16 protein-coding genes and 4 tRNA genes are annotated in these 20,065 nt (G+C 50.3%); 18 read left to right on the top strand and 2 right to left on the bottom strand.

Annotated elements, in window-relative coordinates; translation table 11 throughout:
- Positions 1-25 precede the first annotated feature (25 nt).
- Both ppx and rhlB read right to left on the bottom strand, forming a co-directional pair.
- Positions 26-1,522 (bottom strand): exopolyphosphatase, encoded by a 1,497-nt coding sequence (gene ppx, locus ACKPVM_RS07595; RefSeq protein WP_409308300.1) that lies wholly within the window; start codon positions 1,520-1,522, stop codon positions 26-28.
- Between the two features lie 6 nt (positions 1,523-1,528).
- Positions 1,529-2,818 (bottom strand): ATP-dependent RNA helicase RhlB, encoded by a 1,290-nt coding sequence (rhlB, locus tag ACKPVM_RS07600; protein ID WP_409308302.1) that lies wholly within the window; start codon positions 2,816-2,818, stop codon positions 1,529-1,531.
- A 125-nt stretch (positions 2,819-2,943) separates the two neighbouring features.
- Here rhlB and trxA point away from each other — a divergent pair, with 125 nt between their 5' ends.
- The 18 genes from trxA (at position 2,944) to ACKPVM_RS07690 (ending at position 19,991) form a co-directional block, all read left to right on the top strand.
- Positions 2,944-3,270, top strand: a complete 327-nt coding sequence (gene trxA / locus ACKPVM_RS07605; protein ID WP_409308304.1) for a thioredoxin TrxA — start codon at positions 2,944-2,946, stop codon at positions 3,268-3,270.
- 426 nt (positions 3,271-3,696) lie between these two features.
- Positions 3,697-4,956: a transcription termination factor Rho gene (rho, locus tag ACKPVM_RS07610; RefSeq protein ID WP_409308305.1), complete on the top strand. Its 1,260-nt coding sequence runs from the start codon at positions 3,697-3,699 to the stop codon at positions 4,954-4,956.
- Between the two features lie 569 nt (positions 4,957-5,525).
- Complete coding sequence (gene wecA / locus ACKPVM_RS07615) at positions 5,526-6,623, top strand: UDP-N-acetylglucosamine--undecaprenyl-phosphate N-acetylglucosaminephosphotransferase (protein WP_409308307.1); 1,098 nt, start codon at positions 5,526-5,528, stop codon at positions 6,621-6,623.
- 20 nt (positions 6,624-6,643) lie between these two features.
- Entirely contained in the window at positions 6,644-7,690 is a 1,047-nt protein-coding gene (gene wzzE / locus ACKPVM_RS07620) for an ECA polysaccharide chain length modulation protein (RefSeq protein ID WP_409308309.1), read from the top strand.
- Positions 7,691-7,757: 67 nt separating this feature from the next.
- Positions 7,758-8,900, top strand: coding sequence for a non-hydrolyzing UDP-N-acetylglucosamine 2-epimerase (gene wecB / locus ACKPVM_RS07625; RefSeq protein WP_409308311.1), 1,143 nt, complete (start codon positions 7,758-7,760; stop codon positions 8,898-8,900).
- Positions 8,901-8,956: 56 nt separating this feature from the next.
- Entirely contained in the window at positions 8,957-10,219 is a 1,263-nt protein-coding gene (wecC, locus tag ACKPVM_RS07630; protein WP_409308313.1) for a UDP-N-acetyl-D-mannosamine dehydrogenase, read from the top strand.
- Entirely contained in the window at positions 10,210-11,283 is a 1,074-nt protein-coding gene (rffG, locus tag ACKPVM_RS07635; protein WP_409308315.1) for a dTDP-glucose 4,6-dehydratase, read from the top strand. Before wecC ends, rffG begins: the two co-directional genes overlap by 10 nt.
- Positions 11,284-11,323: 40 nt before the next feature.
- Entirely contained in the window at positions 11,324-12,055 is a 732-nt protein-coding gene (wecD, locus tag ACKPVM_RS07640) for a dTDP-4-amino-4,6-dideoxy-D-galactose acyltransferase (RefSeq protein WP_409308317.1), read from the top strand.
- Positions 12,056-12,059: 4 nt separating this feature from the next.
- Positions 12,060-13,190 (top strand): dTDP-4-amino-4,6-dideoxygalactose transaminase, encoded by a 1,131-nt coding sequence (gene rffA, locus ACKPVM_RS07645; RefSeq protein ID WP_409308318.1) that lies wholly within the window; start codon positions 12,060-12,062, stop codon positions 13,188-13,190.
- A 1-nt stretch (position 13,191) separates the two neighbouring features.
- Positions 13,192-14,442 carry a lipid III flippase WzxE gene (gene wzxE, locus ACKPVM_RS07650; protein WP_409308319.1) on the top strand — a complete coding sequence of 417 codons (1,251 nt, stop codon included), beginning with the start codon at positions 13,192-13,194 and terminating at the stop codon, positions 14,440-14,442.
- On the top strand, positions 14,439-15,524 hold the full coding sequence (locus tag ACKPVM_RS07655) for a TDP-N-acetylfucosamine:lipid II N-acetylfucosaminyltransferase (RefSeq protein ID WP_409308321.1): 1,086 nt from the start codon (positions 14,439-14,441) through the stop codon (positions 15,522-15,524). Before wzxE ends, ACKPVM_RS07655 begins: the two co-directional genes overlap by 4 nt.
- On the top strand, positions 15,521-16,909 hold the full coding sequence (wzyE, locus tag ACKPVM_RS07660; RefSeq protein WP_409308323.1) for an ECA oligosaccharide polymerase: 1,389 nt from the start codon (positions 15,521-15,523) through the stop codon (positions 16,907-16,909). The genes ACKPVM_RS07655 and wzyE overlap by 4 nt, the downstream gene beginning before the upstream one ends.
- A gap of 10 nt (positions 16,910-16,919) precedes the next feature.
- Entirely contained in the window at positions 16,920-17,660 is a 741-nt protein-coding gene (wecG, locus tag ACKPVM_RS07665) for a lipopolysaccharide N-acetylmannosaminouronosyltransferase (protein WP_409308325.1), read from the top strand.
- A 297-nt stretch (positions 17,661-17,957) separates the two neighbouring features.
- The gene (gene thrP, locus ACKPVM_RS07670) at positions 17,958-19,349 is read left to right on the top strand and encodes a bifunctional threonine/serine APC transporter ThrP (protein ID WP_409308327.1); all 1,392 of its coding nucleotides are present in this window, start codon (positions 17,958-17,960) and stop codon (positions 19,347-19,349) included.
- A gap of 139 nt (positions 19,350-19,488) precedes the next feature.
- A tRNA-Arg gene (locus ACKPVM_RS07675) sits at positions 19,489-19,565 on the top strand.
- A gap of 114 nt (positions 19,566-19,679) precedes the next feature.
- Positions 19,680-19,755 (top strand) — tRNA-His (locus ACKPVM_RS07680).
- 26 nt (positions 19,756-19,781) lie between these two features.
- A tRNA-Leu gene (locus ACKPVM_RS07685) sits at positions 19,782-19,868 on the top strand.
- Positions 19,869-19,914: 46 nt separating this feature from the next.
- Positions 19,915-19,991: transfer RNA gene (locus tag ACKPVM_RS07690), tRNA-Pro, on the top strand.
- The last annotated feature ends 74 nt before the right edge of the window (positions 19,992-20,065 follow it).

A 20,065-nucleotide genomic window follows, 5' to 3' on the forward strand; every position in this document is an offset into this window, starting at 1 on the left:
CCCTATTGTTTTCGCCGCTCATCGCTTACCGGGATGCTTCTTCCAGTATCAAGGGCCAGTGAACATAGCTTTGCCAGCGGCTCTCTTGTTCCAGCGCTTCGGCACGTAACGGATGCTGAGTCATCCATCCGGCAGGCAGAATAACGCGCAGATTTTCCCCTTCGACACGCAAGCGTACCGCCGGTAGCGTATCATCGCGCCTGCGACTGGCAAAAATAATCGCCAGTCGCAGCAAACGGCACAAGTGCTGTGCTTGTATCACTGGCAAGGCGTTTTGCTGACTGAGTGGAGCCAGATCGACAGGGTTGCTTTGATTCTGTAATAACGTAGCCAGAAGCTTCTTTTGTGCAGGGGTAAAACCGGGAAGATCGCTGTGACGGATAAGATAGGCCGCATGTTGCGGGGATTGGCGGAAATCGATGCTAAGGCCGATTTCATGTACCAGACAAGCATTTTGCAGGAGTTCACGACATCGTGTATCCAGTTGCCAGTCTCGAGCAACCTGCTGTAGAAAGTTATCCGCCAGTGCAGCAACCCGCTTGGCTTGTTCACTATCCAATAGGTAACGGCGCTGCAAATTATGCACGGTACGGTGACGAATATCCTGCTCAATCGGAAGATGCAACATGCCGTAGACCAAGCCTTCGCGTAGTGCGCCGCCAGCCAGCGTCATGGTTGTGATGCCAAGTTCCTGAAAGATTGCCAGCAAGATCGCCAACCCGCTGGGGAAAACCAACGCTCTTTCCAGCGTCAGGCCTTCTATCTCCAATTCTTCCAGCTTATCGCATTGAATCGCATGCTGCTTTAACTGCTGGAGTTTGGTCAGCGTGACATATTCATCCATGCCCTGAGCGACCATGATTTCCTGCAACGCCTGTACGGTACCCGACGCACCAACGCAAATCTGCCAACCCTGTTCACGCAGAGAAGCCGCGATGGGACGTAGCATGTCACGGGCGGCCCGCTCGGCTCGCTCGAAATTGCCGGCTTCCAGATTACGATCGCTAAAATAACGCTCCAGCCAGGTCACGCAGCCCATCGGCAGGCTGATAAGCTTTGTTGCTTTGGCTCCGACTCCGGTTGCCAGCTCCGTGCTGCCACCGCCAATATCGACAACCAGTCGCTGTTCCGGTCCACCTGTCGTGTGAGCGACACCCTGATAAATCAGTCGGGCTTCTTCTTCTCCGCTGATGACCTGAACCGGTAGCCCCAGAATATCCTGCGCCCGTTGTAGAAATGCATCGGCATTGGTGGCCAACCGCAACGTTGCGGTTGCAACAACGCGCACTTGTTCCTTTGGGATATCCTGCAATCGTTCTGCAAAGAGTTGTAGACACTGCCAGCCTCGCTGCATCGCTTCTTGCGATAGCTGATTCTCTTTATTCAATCCTGCGGCAAGACGAACCTTTCGCTTTATCTTTGCCAGCGTCTGAATGCTGCCTGCCGATTCCCGGACGACTAACATATGAAAGCTGTTAGAACCGAGATCAATGGCGGCATAAAGTGAAGAGGCGCTTAGCATGTGCGTTCAACCCGGCCGTTTACGATTGTTGCGCGGAGCCCCGCTGCGACGTGGCGCATTATTTCTGCGCGGACCGCTATGAGAACGTGGCGGGCGAGTCAGTCGCTTTGGTGCCGGTAAATCGTTGAGTAGCGCATCGCTATTGTACTTGCTGACCGGAATGCCATGGCCGATATAGGTTTCAATCGCAGGCAGGTTAAGCGCATATTCCTCACAGGCCAGACTAATGGAAAAACCGCTTTCACCCGCGCGGCCAGTACGACCAATGCGGTGTACATAGTCTTCACAATCATCGGGTAAATCGTAGTTGAACACGTGTGTCACGGAGGGAATGTGTAAGCCACGGGCCGCGACATCAGTTGCAACCAGAATATCCAACGTACCGCTGGTGAATTCATCCAGAATACGCAGACGTTTCTTCTGCGCGACGTCACCTGTCAAGAGGCCAACGCGGTGACCATCGGCAGCCAGATGGCCCCAGATGTCTTCGCAACGATGCTTGGTGTTGGCAAAAATAATGCAGCGATCCGGCCACTCTTCCTCGAGCAGCGTCTGGAGTAAGCGCATTTTTTCTTCGTTGGAGGGGTAAAATAGCTCTTCCGTGATGCGGTGACCGGTTTTTTGCTCTGGCTCGACTTCCACATATTCCGCATTGTTCATTTGCTCAAACGCGAGTTCACGGACGCGGTAGGACAGCGTTGCGGAGAAAAGCATATTCAGGCGTTGCGTTACGGGCGGCATACGACGGAACAACCAACGAATGTCTTTGATAAAGCCGAGATCGTACATACGATCCGCTTCGTCCAGCACCACGACCTGGATCGCGCCCAGGTTAATATGGTTCTGTTTGGCGTAGTCAATCAGGCGACCTGTGGTACCGATCAGGATATCGACACCGTTTTCCAGCACCTTGAGCTGCTTGTCGTAGCCGTCGCCGCCATAAGCCAGACCGAGTTTCAGCCCTGTCAAATGAGAAAGCGCCTCAGCATCAGAGTGAATCTGTACGGCTAATTCACGGGTCGGCGCCATGATTAAGGCTCGTGGCTGATTGGTTTGACGCTCAGCGTTTGCCGGGTGAGAAAGCAAATAATGGAAAGTAGACGCGAGAAAAGCCAGCGTCTTGCCAGTACCGGTTTGCGCCTGACCTGCTACATCACGCCCTGACAAAGCCAGTGGCAATGCTAACGCCTGAATGGGCGTACAGTTATGAAACCCTTTGCTTTCAAGGGCTTCGATAACCTGCGGGTGCAGGGCGAAGTCGGAAAACTTCTGTTCTGTTAAGTGTGTTTTGCTCATAGTGTGGTAGAATATCAGCTAACTATTGCTTTACGAAAGCGTATCCAGTGAAATAAAGTCAACCTTGTTGTTGGTTTTGCTTAATGCTACACCAACAAGGTAGACATAATCCTGCGGAGTAAAATATGAGCGATAAAATTATTCACCTGACTGACGACAGTTTCGATACGAAAGTATTGCAGGCTGAAGGCGTAACTTTGGTTGATTTTTGGGCTGAGTGGTGTGGTCCCTGTAAAATGATCGCTCCTATTCTGGATGAAGTGGCAGAAGAGTTTGAAGGCAAACTCACGGTGGCCAAATTGAATATCGATGAAAATCCGGCGACAGCACCTAAATACGGCATCCGTGGGATCCCTACGCTACTGCTGTTCAAAAATGGCGAAGTGGCCGCAACCAAAGTAGGCGCACTGTCTAAAGGACAATTAAAAGAATTCCTGACTGCCAATTTGTAATTCTTCTTCATTCCTGCGGGTGGTATTAACGTGAGTAATTCTCTATTGACTGCTTGCCGCCCGTCAGGAAGCGTGCTAGATTCATCAGCACTGCATATCGTACTTACCTATGTTTAAGCCGTTAAGCTTAAGCCTGAAAGTTTGAATCTAAAGTATTATTCCGTGTCGAAATCAGAAAGTCGTTGATTTACAAACATTGGTTTATAAGAATGTTCGTAATCTGGTTTGGGCAATCTAATGGTTTTAAATAACTGGTTTATGTACCTTTGAATCCCTTACGGTCGTCTTGTGCAGATTCTGCGTATGTAAAAGAACGCAATAGACGTTATCTGGTGATTGAAGGTGATAATAGAGGCATGGATGACCCTGCCATACCATTCACGTTAATAGTTCGAGATTTACCCCGAGTTTAAAGAACCCACCACTATGAATCTTACCGAATTAAAGAATACGCCGGTTTCTGAGTTGATTACTCTTGGCGAAAATATGGGGCTGGAAAACCTTGCTCGCATGCGCAAGCAGGATATTATCTTTGCCATTCTCAAGCAGCATGCGAAAAGTGGCGAGGATATTTTCGGCGACGGCGTGCTGGAGATATTGCAGGATGGCTTTGGCTTCCTCCGTTCTGCAGACAGCTCCTACCTTGCCGGTCCTGATGATATCTACGTTTCTCCCAGCCAAATCCGCCGTTTTAACCTTCGTACTGGTGACACCATTTCAGGGAAAATCCGCCCGCCGAAAGAAGGCGAACGTTATTTTGCTCTGTTGAAAGTGAATGAAGTCAACTACGACAAACCCGAGAACGCCCGCAGTAAAATCCTGTTTGAAAACCTTACCCCTTTACATGCGAATTCTCGTTTGCGTATGGAGCGCGGAAATGGTTCAACTGAAGATTTAACAGCTCGCGTACTGGATTTGGCCGCACCTATTGGCCGTGGTCAGCGTGGTTTGATTGTTGCGCCGCCAAAAGCGGGTAAAACCATGCTATTGCAAAATATTGCGCAGAGCATTGCTTACAATCACCCCGATTGCGTACTGATGGTATTGCTGATTGACGAACGTCCGGAAGAAGTGACGGAAATGCAGCGTTTGGTTAAGGGTGAAGTGGTTGCTTCAACCTTTGATGAACCGGCTTCCCGCCACGTTCAGGTGGCTGAAATGGTCATCGAAAAAGCGAAACGTCTGGTTGAACATAAGAAAGACGTTATTATTCTGCTGGATTCCATTACGCGTCTGGCGCGAGCTTATAACACCGTGGTTCCGGCTTCCGGTAAGGTATTGACCGGGGGTGTGGATGCTAACGCCCTGCATCGTCCAAAACGTTTCTTTGGTGCGGCGCGTAACGTAGAAGAAGGTGGAAGCCTGACGATCATTGCCACCGCATTGGTGGATACCGGTTCGAAAATGGACGAAGTCATTTACGAAGAGTTTAAAGGCACCGGTAACATGGAACTGCATCTCGCACGTAAGATTGCTGAAAAACGCGTTTTCCCTGCGATTGATTACAACCGTTCCGGTACCCGTAAAGAAGAGTTGCTGACAACGTCTGAAGAGCTGCAAAAAATGTGGATCCTGCGTAAGATCATTCATCCAATGGGTGAGATCGACGCGATGGAATTCCTGATTAATAAGTTGGCGATGACGAAAACCAACGACGACTTCTTCGATATGATGAAGCGTTCATAAATCACGGACGAACTCGGGGAACGCCACGCTGGGTCGTGGCGTTTTTTATGTCGGGATCCGGCAACCAGAGGACAAGCCGTCGGAAAAGCCAATATACCCAAAATAATTCAAGTTTCAGGACAAAAACGGCAAAACGTTTTTGAACAGCGCTTGCGCTGACCCCGAAGGGGTGAGGCCATAAGGCCGAATAACGCGGCAAGCGAAGGACAAATTCGTCGGGAACGAATTTGACCAGCCAACGGCTGGCCTCCGGTGAGAGACAGGATGTCTCTCATCTAATCCCGATGAGCTTACTTGAGTAAGTGATTCGGGTGACTGACAAATCTGCCAGAGGCAGGTTTGAACGCTGCTTGCAGCGGCCCTTTAGGGCGAGGCCCACGACGGGCCGAGTAGCGCAGCCAACGCACATGCAACTTGAAGTATGACGGGTATAAAATATGTCACTTAAGGTATGACGGGGATAAACCGCGTTCCTTTTAGATTATACTTTTCGTCTGAGACACTCGCGCTTATAGTCTTTAAGGTGTAAACCGATTATATATTGAGCAGCCACTGCGAGGCTGTGAACGGTGAATTTACTCACTATGAGTACCGAATTATTAATCATTTTCCTGTTTTCTCTGGGTTTCCTGTTTTTGGCTCGCCAGGTGGCGAAAAAAATAGGGCTGGTCGATCGTCCCAATTACCGTAAGCGGCACCAAGGGTTGATTCCTCTTGTGGGCGGTATTTCCGTGTACGCGGGGATGTGCTTCGCCTTTCTTATCACCGATTACTACATTCCCAATTTTCGACTCTATCTACTTTGTGCTGGCGTTTTGGTCTTCGTCGGCGCATTGGACGATCGGTTTGATATCAGCGTAAAAATCCGTGCGATCGTTCAAGCCTGTGTGGCGGCAGCGATGATGGGGTTTGCCGGGCTTTCGTTACACAGTCTTGGACATATTCTGGGGCCGTGGCAAATGGGGCTGGGTCCGTTTAGCTATCTGGTGACGCTATTTGCGGTTTGGGCGGCAATTAATGCTTTCAATATGGTGGATGGTATTGACGGATTGCTGGGAGGATTATCCTGCGTCTCATTTGGCGCGATGGGCATATTGCTCTACCTCAGTGGTCATATGAATCTGGCACTATGGTGCTTCGCCATGATTGCAGCCACATTGCCCTACATTCTGTTGAATCTTGGTGTTTTCGGTAAGCGTTTCAAAGTGTTCATGGGGGATGCCGGAAGTACCATGATTGGTTTTACGGCTATCTGGATCCTCGTTCAAACCACTCAGGGTAAGCAACACCCGATCAATCCCGTCACCGCACTATGGATTATCGCGATCCCTCTGATTGATATGATTGCCATTATGTACCGTCGGTTACGTAAAGGGATGAGCCCATTTTCGCCCGATCGTCAGCATATCCACCATTTAATGATGCGAGCGGGTTTTACCTCTCGACAGGCTTTCGTGTTGATTACGTTAGCGGCTGCATTATTAGCCGCGATTGGTGTGATTGGCGAATATCTCTCTTTTGTTCCAGAATGGGTTATGTTGGCATTGTTTTTGCTTACATTTTTACTCTATGGCTACTGCCTAAAACGCGCATGGCGGGTGGCTCGTTTTATCAAGCGAATCAAACGTCGTATGCGGCACGCTGATGAACAAAAGCAGCTGCCTTGACCAATAACGTTGGGGAAGTAATGAAATCAGAGAACCTGTCTACCAGAGATAGCGCTGTTGATAATGAGTTGGATATCCGTGGTTTGATCTACGCGCTGTGGCGTGGCAAGCCCTGGATTATTGCGATTGCCGTATTGTTTAGTATCACTGCGTTACTTTATTCCTATGTGGTTAAGCAGGAATGGAGCGCGACAGCGATTACGGATAAACCGACGGTAAATATGCTGGGTGGATACTATTCGCAGCAACAGTTTCTTCGCAATCTGGATGCAAAATCTTTTTCTGTTCCGCAATCCGATCAACCCTCGATTTCGTCCGATGTTTACGATGAATTCATCATGCAACTGGCCGCATATGACACGCGCCGGGATTTCTGGTTGCAGACGGATTATTACAAGCAGCGTCAGGAGGGCGATGTCAAAGCAGATGCCGCCTTGTTGGACGAGTTGGTGAATAACATTCGGTTTACCCCACATGATGATGCTAAGAAGACCAGCGACACGGTGAAACTGGTGGCAGAAACGTCTGCTGACGCCAATACTCTACTTCGTCAATATGTGGTTTTTGCCAGCCGACAGGCGGCGGGTTATCTGAACGAAGAAATCACGGGGGCATGGGCGGCCAGAACCATTTTTATCAAGTCACAGATTAAGCGTCAGGAAGCGGTAGCCAAGGCGATTTATGAACGTGAGATTCTCCGTGTCGAACAGGCGCTGAAAATTGCCCAACAGCAAGGTATTAGCCGTAGCCAAACGGACACGCCAGCGGATGAGTTGCCCGCATCGGAGATGTTTTTGCTGGGAAGGCCAATGTTGCAGGCTCGCCTGGAATCCTTACAAGCCAGCGGACCGCACTACGATCTCGATTATGATCAGAATCGCGCCATGCTTACCACGTTAAATGTCGGGCCTACGCTTGACGCTAATTTCCAGACTTACCGCTACCTGCGTACGCCCGAAGAGCCGGTGAAACGTGATAGCCCACGTCGTGCATTCCTGATGGTGATGTGGGGCGCGATTGGTGCGTTAGTGGGTGCGGGCTTTGCTTTAGTACGCCGTCCACGTTGATCAGTGTGCTGATTAACGTCTGATTCGCAGGAAAAATCTGCGTCTAACCTGATTAAAGAGATTCACCGTGAAAGTGTTGACTGTTTTCGGCACCCGGCCGGAGGCCATTAAAATGGCGCCGCTGGTTCATGCCTTGGCTCAGGATGAAGCCTTTGAATCAAGAATTTGCGTGACAGCCCAGCATCGGGAGATGCTGGATCAGGTGCTGCGTTTGTTCAATATCACGCCGGATTACGATCTGGACATTATGCAACCGGGGCAAAGCCTCAGTGAAATTTCATGTCGTATTTTAGCCGGGCTTGAGCCCGTGATGGCGGAGTTTAAACCCGATTTGGTTTTGGTACATGGTGATACCACGACCACATTGACCACCAGTCTGGCTGCGTTTTACCAGCGCATCCCCGTTGGACATGTCGAAGCGGGGTTACGCACCGGTAACCTCTATTCTCCCTGGCCAGAAGAGGCAAATCGCAAACTGACGGGGCATTTGGCGATGTACCACTTTGCGCCAACGGAAAATGCGCGTCAGAATCTGCTGCGCGAACACTTGTCCGATCGACAGATTGTGGTGACGGGAAATACGGTGATCGATGCGTTGTTCTGGGTGCGAGATAGCATTATTGGTAATGCCGATTTGAGTCGCCATTTGGACGAACAATATGCGTTTCTGGATGCCAGCAAGAAATTGATTCTGGTTACCGGACACCGACGCGAAAGTTTTGGCGGCGGTTTTGAACGTATTTGTAGTGCGCTGGCCGACATCGCCAGACGTCATCCTGAAGTACAAATTGTTTATCCCGTACACCTTAACCCGAATGTCAGAGAGCCAGTTAACCGCATTTTGAGCGGCATTAATAATGTGATGCTGATTGCGCCGCAGGATTACCTGCCGTTCGTTTATCTGATGAACCGTTCTTATATGATTTTGACCGATTCCGGCGGCATTCAGGAAGAGGCACCATCGTTAGGTAAGCCAGTGCTGGTGATGCGTGAAACAACGGAACGTCCAGAGGCCATAGAGGCTGGGACTGTCCGGCTTGTTGGCACTGACGTCACAAAAATTGTGGATGCCATTTCCCGGCTTTTGACTGACGAAAATGAATACCAAATGATGAGCCGGGCCCATAACCCCTACGGCGACGGCCTGGCTTGTCAGCGCATTATTGAAGCGTTGAAAAACTTGCGCCTGCCTGTGCATGTGCAAGATTAACCGTTCTTAAAACGTGAACAGATTGCCGTCCACGCTAAAAGCTATCAGGTGACACTATGAGTTTTGACACAATTTCCGTTATTGGGTTGGGTTACATCGGATTACCAACCGCTGCCGCCTTTGCTTCTCGTAAAAAGAAAGTGGTGGGTGTTGATGTCAACAAGCAAGCGGTAGAAACCATTAATCGGGGTGAGATCCACATTGTCGAACCGGATTTAGACACGCTGGTAAAAGTGGCGGTGGAAAATGGTTATTTGAGCGCCGTAAACAAACCGGTTGCCGCAGATGCGTTTTTGATTGCCGTTCCCACGCCCTTTAAAGGCGATCATGAGCCGGATATGGCTTATGTGCAATCTGCTGCCGAGTCAATTGCCCCGGTGTTGAAAAAAGGGGATTTGGTGATTTTGGAATCGACCTCACCCGTTGGCGCCACGGAGCAAATGGCCGAGTGGTTGGCCCAGGTGCGTTCCGATCTCACGTTCCCGCAGCAAGCGGGAGACCATGCCGATATCAATATAGCCTATTGTCCTGAGCGTGTTTTACCGGGACAAGTTGTTGTCGAGCTGATTAAGAACGATCGCGTCATTGGCGGCATGACGCCCGTTTGTTCAGCGAGAGCAAGTGAGCTGTATAAAATCTTTCTTGAAGGTGAGTGTGTAGTTACTAACTCCCGAACCGCTGAGATGTGCAAATTGACGGAAAACAGTTTCCGCGATGTCAACATTGCATTTGCCAATGAACTTTCGCTGATTTGTGCCGAACAAGATATTAACGTATGGGAACTTATCCGATTGGCAAACCGCCATCCACGCGTCAATATCCTACAGCCTGGTCCTGGCGTCGGCGGTCACTGCATCGCCGTTGATCCTTGGTTCATTGTGTCGCAAAACCCGCAGCAGGCGAGGCTGATTCATACGGCCAGACTGGTCAATGATGGCAAGCCATTGTGGGTGGTCGATCAGGTGAAAGCGGCCGTGGCGAATTATCAGGCACAGACAGACAAACGTGCGAGCGAAGTCACGGTGGCCTGTTTTGGGCTGGCATTTAAACCGAATATTGATGATTTACGCGAGAGCCCGGCTGTTGAAATAACCGACATGATCGCCCAATGGCATGCTGGCACCACGTTGGCCGTCGAGCCGAATGTAAAACAGCTACCAGCGGTGCTGGCGGGTCATGCTCAACTGACTGACATCGCAACAGCATTACGTGATGCCGACGTACTGGTCATGCTGGTCGATCACCGCCAGTTTAAAGCGATTAGCCCTGAAGAGATTAAACAAGATTGGGTGGTTGACACCAAAGGAGTATGGCGTTGAAACGTATTTTGATTACCGGTGGGGCGGGATTTATTGGTTCAGCTCTGGTCCGACACATCTTGACCCAAACACAGGACAGTGTTGTCGTCGTGGATAAACTGACCTATGCGGGTAACTTATCTTCTTTGGCTCCGGTTGCGAACAGCGATCGTTTTGCGTTTGAACGGGTGGATATTTGCGATCGTGCCGCGCTCGATCGGGTGTTTAGCGATTATCAGCCTGCGATGGTGATGCATCTGGCCGCAGAAAGCCACGTTGACCGTTCGATTGACGGCCCTGCTGCGTTCATCGAAACCAACATAGTGGGCACTTACACTTTGCTGGAAGCGGCGCGTCACTATTGGTTGGGAATGAATGCCAGCGACAAAGCGGCGTTTCGTTTTCACCATATTTCTACCGATGAGGTCTTTGGGGATTTACACGGTACCGATGATTTATTTACGGAAACCACACCTTATGCGCCAAGCAGCCCTTATTCGGCGTCCAAGGCATCCAGCGACCACCTTGTGCGGGCATGGCTGCGTACTTACGGCTTGCCGACGATTGTGACCAACTGTTCTAACAACTATGGTCCTTACCACTTCCCAGAAAAACTGATTCCACTGGTGATCCTCAATGCGGTGGCGGGTAAACCTCTGCCGGTTTATGGCGATGGTGCCCAGATTCGTGATTGGTTGTTCGTCGAGGATCATGCTCGGGCGCTCTATAACGTGGTGACTAAAGGTGAGGTGGGGGAAACCTATAATATCGGCGGTCATAACGAGCGTAAAAATATTGAAGTCGTGCAGACCATCTGCGATTTGCTGGAAGAACTGGCACCGAACAAGCCTGCCGGTGTTCGACACTACCGGGACCTGATTACCTATGTGACAGATCGCCCTGGCCACGACATGCGCTATGCTATTGACGCCGATAAAATTGAACGGGAGCTGGGCTGGCGTCCAGAAGAGACGTTTGAAACAGGCATGAGAAAAACCGTCGAATGGTATCTGAATAACGAGAAATGGTGGCGTAGTGTGCAGGACGGTTCCTATACCGGCGAACGTTTAGGGTTGAACGACTAACATCTTGTGCCATCTAGCGGAAAACAGACGAGCGTAGACGATGACCAGGCTAATATCCGCAGGAAACGACCCCATCCGCGCCACAGTTGACCCGCTAAGCTGGGAAAGTGATTTTTTCCAGCTCGAGAGCGGTAAGTTGAATTTTTCGCCTTTGGCACCGGTTCTGACCGCAGAGACGCTGAACACGTTTACGCTGACGCAGGCTAAAATCGCCGCAGATAATCTGGCGCTGGCGGATTCATTGGCCGATTTGGGCTTCCGGTTGGTGGAGGGCGAGGTGGATCTCAGTTTGCCGCTGCATCCAACGACCACCGCTACGCCGCTACCGCGCTGGCGGGAAGCGACGTCTGACGATATCCCCGCGTTAAGGGACACGGCATCGCGTGTTTTTGCGTTGAGTCGTTTTCGTACCCCGTGGTATCAGCGCGAGGATAGCGGGCGTTTCTATGCTCAGTGGATTGAAAATGCGGTGCGCGGTACGTTCGATCACGCTTGCTTGCTGGTAGAGGATGCGACTGGCAATCCACAAGGATGGGTCACGCTACGCCGTATTGATGATACGGACGCCCGTATCGGGCTACTGGGTGTTTTTCCCGGTATGACGAACCGGGGTGTCGGTGCACAACTGATGGCGGTTGCCGAAATGTGGTGCCGTGAACGTGGAATACGACGTTTATGGGTTGGAACACAAATGGGCAACGTGGCGGCAATTCGTCTCTATCTTCGTTGCGGTGCCCGGATTGAGAGCACGGCTTACTGGTTATACAGGTGATCCCATGATTCCTTTTAATGCCCCCCCGATTGTGGGGACTGAACTCGATTATATACAGGCCGCGATGAGCAGCGGCAAACTCTGCGGCGACGGTGGATTTACCCGTCGCTGTCAGCAGTGGCTGGAGCACTATGCTGGCAGCAAAAAAGTGCTTTTGACGCCTTCCTGTACGGCATCGCTGGAAATGGCGGCGATCTTGCTGGATATCAAACCCGGCGATGAGGTCATCATGCCGAGTTATACCTTCGTATCGACGGCGAATGCCTTTGTGTTACGTGGAGCAAAGATTGTGTTTGTTGATATTCGTCCGGATACCATGAATATCGATGAAACGAAAATCGAGGCCGCCATTACCGACAAAACACGCATTATCGTACCTGTTCACTATGCGGGCGTGGCCTGTGAGATGGACACGATTATGGCGCTGGCAAAAAAATACGATTTGTTTGTGGTTGAGGATGCTGCGCAGGGCATGATGTCCAGCTACAAAGGCCGGGTATTGGGATCGATTGGACATATCGGTTGCTTTAGCTTTCATGAGACCAAAAATTACACGTCGGGTGGAGAAGGTGGCGCGACGCTGATCAACGACCCTAAGCTGGTTGAGCGAGCGGAAATTGTGCGTGAAAAAGGTACCAATCGCAGCCAGTTCTTCCGTGGTCAAGTGGATAAATACACCTGGCGCGATATTGGTTCCAGCTATTTGATGGCGGATATTCAGGCCGCTTACCTGTGGGGGCAACTTGAGGCCGCGAGACCGATTAATGAACGCCGCTTACGCCTGTGGCAAAACTACTATGCCGCCTTTAAATCGCTAGAGGAAGCCGGGCGTATCACTTTACCGACGGTCCCCGCCAGTTGTATTCACAATGCGCACATGTTCTATATCAAACTACGTGACGTAGAAGACCGCAGTGCCTTTATCAGCTACATGAAAGAGGCTGAAATCATGACGGTCTTCCACTATATACCGTTACATGATTGTCCGGCGGGGCAGCAGTTTGGCTATTTTTCCGGCGAAAATCGCTATACCACGCAGGAAAGCGAACGTTTGGTTCGTTTGCCGCTGTTCTACAACCTGTCTGACGTCAATCAGCGCACGGTGATCAATACGATATTGAGCTTCTTCTCCTGATATGTCGCTCGCGAAAGCATCACTCTGGACGGCAGGTTCCACGCTGATAAAAATTGGCGTGGGGTTGGTGGTCGTCAAGCTATTGGCGGTGACATTTGGGCCTAGCGGTGTCGGGCAGGCGGGTAATTTTCGTCAGTTGATCACCGTTCTGGGCGTATTGGCCGGAGCCGGTATTTTTAACGGCGTCACGAAGTACGTTGCGGAATATCAGCAGCGACCGGAACGATTAACGCCTTTGCTCGGTACGGCGGTTGTACTGGTGCTGGTATTTTCCACCTTGTTGGCCGCTATTTTTTTGTTTGCGGCAACGCCAATTGCTCTCGCTTTATTTGGACACGATGACTATCGGGATGTTGTGCGGGCATTGGCGTTTATCCAGATGGGCATTGCTTACGCCAACCTGTTTTTGGCGATCCTGAAAGGGTATCGCGACGCTATCGGGAATGCGCTATCCGTTATCAGCGGCAGTGTCATCGGGCTTGCGGCTTATTGGCTTTGCTTCACGCTGGGTGGATACCGTGGCGCATTAGCCGGACTGGCGCTGGTTCCCGCTCTGGTCATCTTGCCCGCAGGATGGCTAATGCTGCGGCGAACGCCGCTCTCATGGTCATCATTCAAACCGACCTGGGATAAAGAAATTGCCGGTCATCTCGGTAAGTTTACGCTGATGGCGTTGATGACGGCGGTAACGCTGCCAGTTGCTTATATCATGATGCGTAACCTGTTGGCCGAGCATTATAGCTGGGATGACGTTGGTATTTGGCAGGGCGTCAGCAGTATTTCTGATGCGTATCTACAATTTATCACGGCATCGTTTACCGTTTATTTGCTGCCGACGCTCTCGCGCCTGACGGATAAAGCGCGACTGACGCAAGAAATTGTTCGGTCATTGAAGTTTGTGCTTCCCGTCGTGACCGCGATCAGCCTGTGTGTCTGGTTGTTGCGCGATGTTGCGATCTGGCTGTTGTTTTCCAGCCAGTTTACCGCGATGCGAGATCTGTTTGCCTGGCAGCTAGTCGGGGATGTCATGAAAGTGGGCGCTTACGTATTTGGTTATCTGGTGATAGCCAAAGCGGCGTTGCGTTTTTATCTGTTGACGGAAGTGAGCCAGTTTCTCTTGCTGACTGGGTTTGCTCATTGGTTGATCCCTTTGCATGGCGCATTGGGGGCGGCGCAGGCCTATATGGCGACGTATTTGGTCTATTTTTTGCTTTGTTGTTGCGTATTCATTATTTACCGTAGGCGAACATGACGATACTGATTCATGTCCTGGGATCTGATATTCCCCATCATAACCAGACCGTTTTGCGTTTTTTTAACGATGTGTTGTCGGCCGAACTGCCGAGCGCACATGTCGGTCACTTTATGGTTGCGGCTCAGGGCACATTACCGCAGGCTGATTTTCCTGCTCTTGATATCGAAACCCATGCTGGCAAAAAGGCGTTGGCACAGGCTGTTATCGCGAAAGCAAAAGCGGATAGAAATGTGCGTTTCTTTTGGCATGGGCAATTTAATCCGATGCTGTGGATCGCGTTGTTGACGGGGCAAATTAAACCTTCGCAGGTTTCCTGGCATATCTGGGGCGCGGATTTGTATGAGGAAGCCAGTGGATGGAAGTATCGTTTGTTCTATCTGATGCGCCGTATGGCGCAGAATCGGGTCGGGCATGTTTTCGCGACGCAGGGGGATATCGCATGGTATCAACAGCGACACCCCAAGGTACCCACGTCTTTACTTTACTTTCCAACGCGAATGGACCCGGCGTTGACGGGAATTGAGGTGAATAAACCACTGGCGGGTCCATTGACGATTCTGGTCGGCAATTCTGGTGACCATTCAAATCGCCATCAGGAAGCGCTACGTGCTATCCATCAACAGCTTGGCGCGAATGTACGGGTGATCGTGCCGATGGGCTATCCGGCAAACAATACGTCCTATATTGCGCAGGTCGAAAAAGAAGGGTTGGCATTGTTTGGTGTGAAGCATTTCCAACTGTTGAAGGAGCCGCTGGCATTTGATGATTATCTGAATATGCTGCGCACCTGTGATTTAGGCTATTTTATTTTTGATCGTCAGCAGGGTATTGGCACGTTATGTCTGCTTATCCAGTTTGGCGTTCCGTTTGTGATTAGCCGTAAGAATCCGTTCTGGCAAGATCTGACACAACAAGGGCTACCCGTCCTTTTTTATGGCGATAATCTGGATGAAGCGTTGGTTCGAGAGGCCCAACGGCAGCTGGCGTCGGTGGATAAGCACCAAATTGCCTTCTTTAATCCTAATTATCTGGCGGGGTGGCGGCAGGCGTTGATGCTGGCGGCGGGAGAATCAACATGACGCTGGGACAATTTGGTGGACTGTTTGTCGTTTACCTTATTTCGGTCGTTTTTATTTTGACGCTAACCTGGCAGGAGTTCCGCCGGGTTCGTTTTAATTTTAATGTGTTGTTTTCCCTGCTGTACTTCCTGACATTTTATTTCGGTTTTCCGTTTACCTGTGTTCTGGTGTTCCGTTTTGATGTTGATGTCGTGCCGGTGCAATACCTGTTACAGGCCATGCTGTCTGCCACGGCGTTTTATGCAATCTATTACGTTAGCTATAAAACACGGCTGTTCAAGAAAAGCACCGTGGTACGGCCCCCTCTTCTGACCATGAATCGGGTCGAAACCCATTTGACCTGGGGATTACTGGCGCTGATTGCGATCGTGACGGTCGGTATTTTCTTCCTCAATAACGGATTTTTGTTGTTCAAACTGCGTTCATACAGCCAGATCTTCTCAAGCGACGTTTCCGGTGTGGCCTTGAAGCGTTTCTTCTACTTTTTTATTCCCGCGATGTTAGTGGTGTATTTCCTGCGCCAGACGCAGCGAGCCTGGCTGCTGTTTCTTATAGGAACGGTTGCATTTGGCATGTTGACTTATGTCATCGTTGGGGGAACGCGGGCCAATGTGATCATTGCGTTCGCGTTATTCCTGTTCATCGGTATTGTGCGTGGTTGGATAACGCTGTGGATGTTAGTGGTGGCTGGCGTGTTTGGTGTTATGGGCATGTTCTGGCTGGCTTTGAAACGTTATGGCATGGACGTGAGTGGTGATGAGGCGTTCTATACTTTCCTGTATTTGACGCGCGATACGTTTTCTCCGTGGGAGAATCTGGCACTGTTGTGGCAGAACTACGACAATATTGATTTCCAGGGGCTGTCCCCCATTGCTCGTGATTTTTATGTGTATATCCCTTCCTGGCTATGGCCTGAACGCCCGAATCTGGTACTGAACAGCGCGAATTACTTTACCTGGGAGGTACTGAATAATCATTCCGGACTGGCGATTTCTCCCACGCTTTTGGGGTCGCTAGTGGTGATGGGCGGCGTCTTCTTTATTCCACTTGGGGCGATCGGAGTTGGGCTGATTATCAAGTGGTTCGATTGGATTTACGCATTGGGTAAAAACGACGGTAATCGCTATAAGTCAGCGATTCTGCAAGCCTTTTGTTTTGGTGCGATATTTAACATTATTGTTTTGGCGCGAGAAGGCGTAGATGCATTTGTTTCTCGAGTGGTGTTTTTCTGCCTCATTTTCGGTTTCTGCCTGTTGGCGGCAAAACTGGCATATTGGCTATTGGAAAGCGCGGGTTTGATCCGGCAGCGCATATTGCCTGGCAGGGCACACGCTGTGCCGACAACGGCACCGACGGCAACCTCACCGACGCGTAGCGTGCCATAAAGGATGAAGAATGGAAGAGAAAACGGTTATTCCACAATATTCGATTCGTGGGTTATCTATCCATGGTTTTCGCCACATGGCGCAATTTGTTGATTACCTGTTTGCTGGTCAGCACGTGAAAACCGGTACGCTAGTGGCGATTAACGCGGAGAAGGTCTTAACCGCTGAAAAAGATATCGCGCTGCGCACTTTGTTGGATAAAGCCGAATACAAATACGCTGATGGGATCAGCATTGTTCGTTCCATTCGGCGTAAATATCCGCAGGCTGATGTCAGCCGTATTGCAGGGGCGGATTTATGGGAAGCACTGATGCAGCGGGCTGGTCAGGAGGGTACTCCGGTGTTTCTGGTTGGCGGTAAGCCGGACGTATTAACACAAACGGAAGCGAAACTACGAGCACAGTGGAACGTCAATATTGTCGGTAGTCAGAATGGTTATTTCCCTCCGGCAGAGCGCGATGCCTTGTTTGAACGTGTTCGCGCCAGCGGAGCGCAACTTGTCACTGTTGCAATGGGGTCGCCGCGACAGGAAATCTTGATGCGTGATTGCCGTAGCCACTACCCTGATGCGTTATATATGGGGGTGGGCGGAACCTATGATGTCTTTACCGGATTGGTGAAACGGGCCCCGATGGCCTGGCAGAATCTGGGATTAGAGTGGCTTTATCGTCTGTTGTCTCAACCGAGTCGCCTTTTCCGACAGCTAAAACTCTTGAAGTATCTGGCCTATCATTACAGCGGTCGCCTGTAGTTTTCCTCGGTGGAGCGACAATCGTTCGCTCCCATCTTACTTATTAGTATATAAAACTGCTTTATTATTCTTATTCGATTTTAATTGCCAGTTTGCCAATTGATAAGAAATACAGAATCCTATCGGCTGCTCGTTAGTCAGACCTGATGTGTCATTCCCATTCACATTATTTCTCTTTACGGCGCGCTAGCGCGATGAGAGCGCCCGGGATGCGCTTGCGTGTGGGCGGCTGATAACAACAAAAACCCGGTCATAGCCGGGATCAACACAACATATTAAGTTCAAGACAGAGGATCTATGGCAGAAGATGTAAAACAGGAAAAACTCCACCGGGGTTTGGAAGCGCGGCATATTGAGCTGATTGCTTTGGGGGGCACGATCGGCGTCGGGCTTTTCATGGGCGCGGCTAGCGCGCTTAAATGGGCCGGACCATCAGTATTACTGGCCTATATTGTTGCAGGGATCTTCGTATTCTTCATCATGCGTTCAATGGGCGAGATGTTATATCTGGAACCTGTCGCCGGTTCTTTCGCCGTTTATGCCCATAAATATATGAATCCGTTTTTTGGTTATCTCACCGCATGGGGCTATTGGTTTATGTGGATGGCGGTTGGGATTTCCGAAATCACGGCAATCGGTGTCTATGTTCAATATTGGTTCCCCGAATTGCCGCAATGGATACCCGCGATCGCTGCCGTTGTGCTCGTTGCTGGCGCAAACCTTGCGGCAGTACGGTTGTACGGCGAAATCGAGTTCTGGTTTGCAATGATTAAAATCACCACGATTATTGTGATGATTATTGTTGGCTTGGGTGTGATTTTCTTTGGCTTCGGTAATCATGGACAAGCGACGGGGTTCACTAACCTTACTGAGCACGGCGGCTTCCTGGCCGGCGGTTGGAAAGGGCTGCTGTTTGCGCTATGTCTGGTGGTTGCTTCCTATCAGGGCGTTGAGTTGGTTGGCATTACGGCGGGTGAAGCGAAGAACCCCCAGGTCACCCTGAAACGGGCGATCAATAATATTTTATGGCGTATTCTGATTTTTTATGTGGGTGCCATTTTTGTGATTGTGACAATCTTTCCGTGGAATGAGATTGGGACGTCCGGTAGCCCATTCGTTTTAACCTTCGCGAAAATCGGCATTACCACTGCGGCGGGGATCATTAATTTTGTGGTGCTCACTGCCGCGTTGTCTGGTTGTAATAGCGGAATGTACAGTTGTGGTCGCATGCTGTATTCACTGGCAAATAATCGTCAGTTACCGGCATGGTTGGGGAAAGTGACGGCCAGCGGTGTGCCAGCTGCGGGCGTAACGATATCGATCCTCTGCCTGATGGTTGGCTCGTTACTGAATTACATTATTCCTAATCCGGAAAAGGTGTTTGTTTACGTTTATAGCGCCAGCGTGTTGCCGGGCATGGTGCCTTGGTTTGTTGTGCTGATTAGCCAACTGCGTTTTCGTGAACAACATCGTGCGGCGTTGGTGAACCATCCTTTTAAATCGGTGCTTTTCCCTTGGGTAAATTATCTGACGATGGCATTTTTGCTGTGTGTTTTGGTGGGAATGTACATTAATGTTGATACGCGAATGTCATTAATCGTTGGCATGGCATTTTTAATCAGCGTTAGCTTAGGGTATTTTGTCCTGGGATTGGGTAAAAAAACAGCGGCAACCAACGTGAAACCGTAGTTTTTGGCGGAGGGGAAAACGGATTTGTACGTTATTTAACTTGAAATGAGCAAAGCATAAGCAAACACATCATTTCGATAAAAAAGCACTAGACAGGCACTCGTTAAATCCGTAGTATCCCCTCCCGCAACGGCGCTAAGCGCCCGTAGCTCAGCTGGATAGAGCGCTGCCCTCCGGAGGCAGAGGTCTCAGGTTCGAATCCTGTCGGGCGCACCATTAAGTTGTGTGCAAGAGCTGCGGTGGTACATTTACCTTCGTAAAGAAAGTATCCCGTAAAGGAAGTACCGCGTAACAAGTAGTAGCTGTAAAATGTAGTAACGAGTGGTGATGGTGGCTATAGCTCAGTTGGTAGAGCCCTGGATTGTGATTCCAGTTGTCGTGGGTTCGAGTCCCATTAGCCACCCCAGATTCAAGTTTGTGATTGATGGTTATGCGAAGGTGGCGGAATTGGTAGACGCGCTAGCTTCAGGTGTTAGTGTCTTAACGGACGTGAGGGTTCAAGTCCCTCTCTTCGCACCAAACACAAACGAAGCATCAGTGATGCTTAAGTAGTGAGTAGTACATTCGGCGAGTAGCGCAGCTTGGTAGCGCAACTGGTTTGGGACCAGTGGGTCGGAGGTTCGAATCCTCTCTCGCCGACCAATTCAAAAAAAAAGCACATCGAAAGATGTGCTTTTTTTTCGTCTGTACGTCAAGCCCACGAACTATCAAGGCAT

It is taken from the genome of Pectobacterium hainanensis (assembly GCF_046237015.1).
Classification (GTDB): Bacteria; Pseudomonadota; Gammaproteobacteria; order Enterobacterales; family Enterobacteriaceae; genus JBJYIN01.

Bases quoted from the DNA above. Each gene is read 5' to 3' on its own strand.
- ppx (WP_409308300.1), bottom strand. From the start codon at position 1,522: ATGCTAAGCGCCTCTTCACTTTATGCCGCCATTGATCTCGGTTCTAAC.
- rhlB (WP_409308302.1), bottom strand. From the start codon at position 2,818: ATGAGCAAAACACACTTAACAGAACAGAAGTTTTCCGACTTCGCCCTG.
- trxA (WP_409308304.1), top strand. From the start codon at position 2,944: ATGAGCGATAAAATTATTCACCTGACTGACGACAGTTTCGATACGAAA.
- rho (WP_409308305.1), top strand. From the start codon at position 3,697: ATGAATCTTACCGAATTAAAGAATACGCCGGTTTCTGAGTTGATTACT.
- wzzE (WP_409308309.1), top strand. From the start codon at position 6,644: ATGAAATCAGAGAACCTGTCTACCAGAGATAGCGCTGTTGATAATGAG.
- wecC (WP_409308313.1), top strand. From the start codon at position 8,957: ATGAGTTTTGACACAATTTCCGTTATTGGGTTGGGTTACATCGGATTA.
- rffG (WP_409308315.1), top strand. From the start codon at position 10,210: ATGGCGTTGAAACGTATTTTGATTACCGGTGGGGCGGGATTTATTGGT.
- wecD (WP_409308317.1), top strand. From the start codon at position 11,324: ATGACCAGGCTAATATCCGCAGGAAACGACCCCATCCGCGCCACAGTT.
- rffA (WP_409308318.1), top strand. From the start codon at position 12,060: ATGATTCCTTTTAATGCCCCCCCGATTGTGGGGACTGAACTCGATTAT.
- wzxE (WP_409308319.1), top strand. From the start codon at position 13,192: ATGTCGCTCGCGAAAGCATCACTCTGGACGGCAGGTTCCACGCTGATA.
- ACKPVM_RS07655 (WP_409308321.1), top strand. From the start codon at position 14,439: ATGACGATACTGATTCATGTCCTGGGATCTGATATTCCCCATCATAAC.
- wzyE (WP_409308323.1), top strand. From the start codon at position 15,521: ATGACGCTGGGACAATTTGGTGGACTGTTTGTCGTTTACCTTATTTCG.
- wecG (WP_409308325.1), top strand. From the start codon at position 16,920: ATGGAAGAGAAAACGGTTATTCCACAATATTCGATTCGTGGGTTATCT.
- thrP (WP_409308327.1), top strand. From the start codon at position 17,958: ATGGCAGAAGATGTAAAACAGGAAAAACTCCACCGGGGTTTGGAAGCG.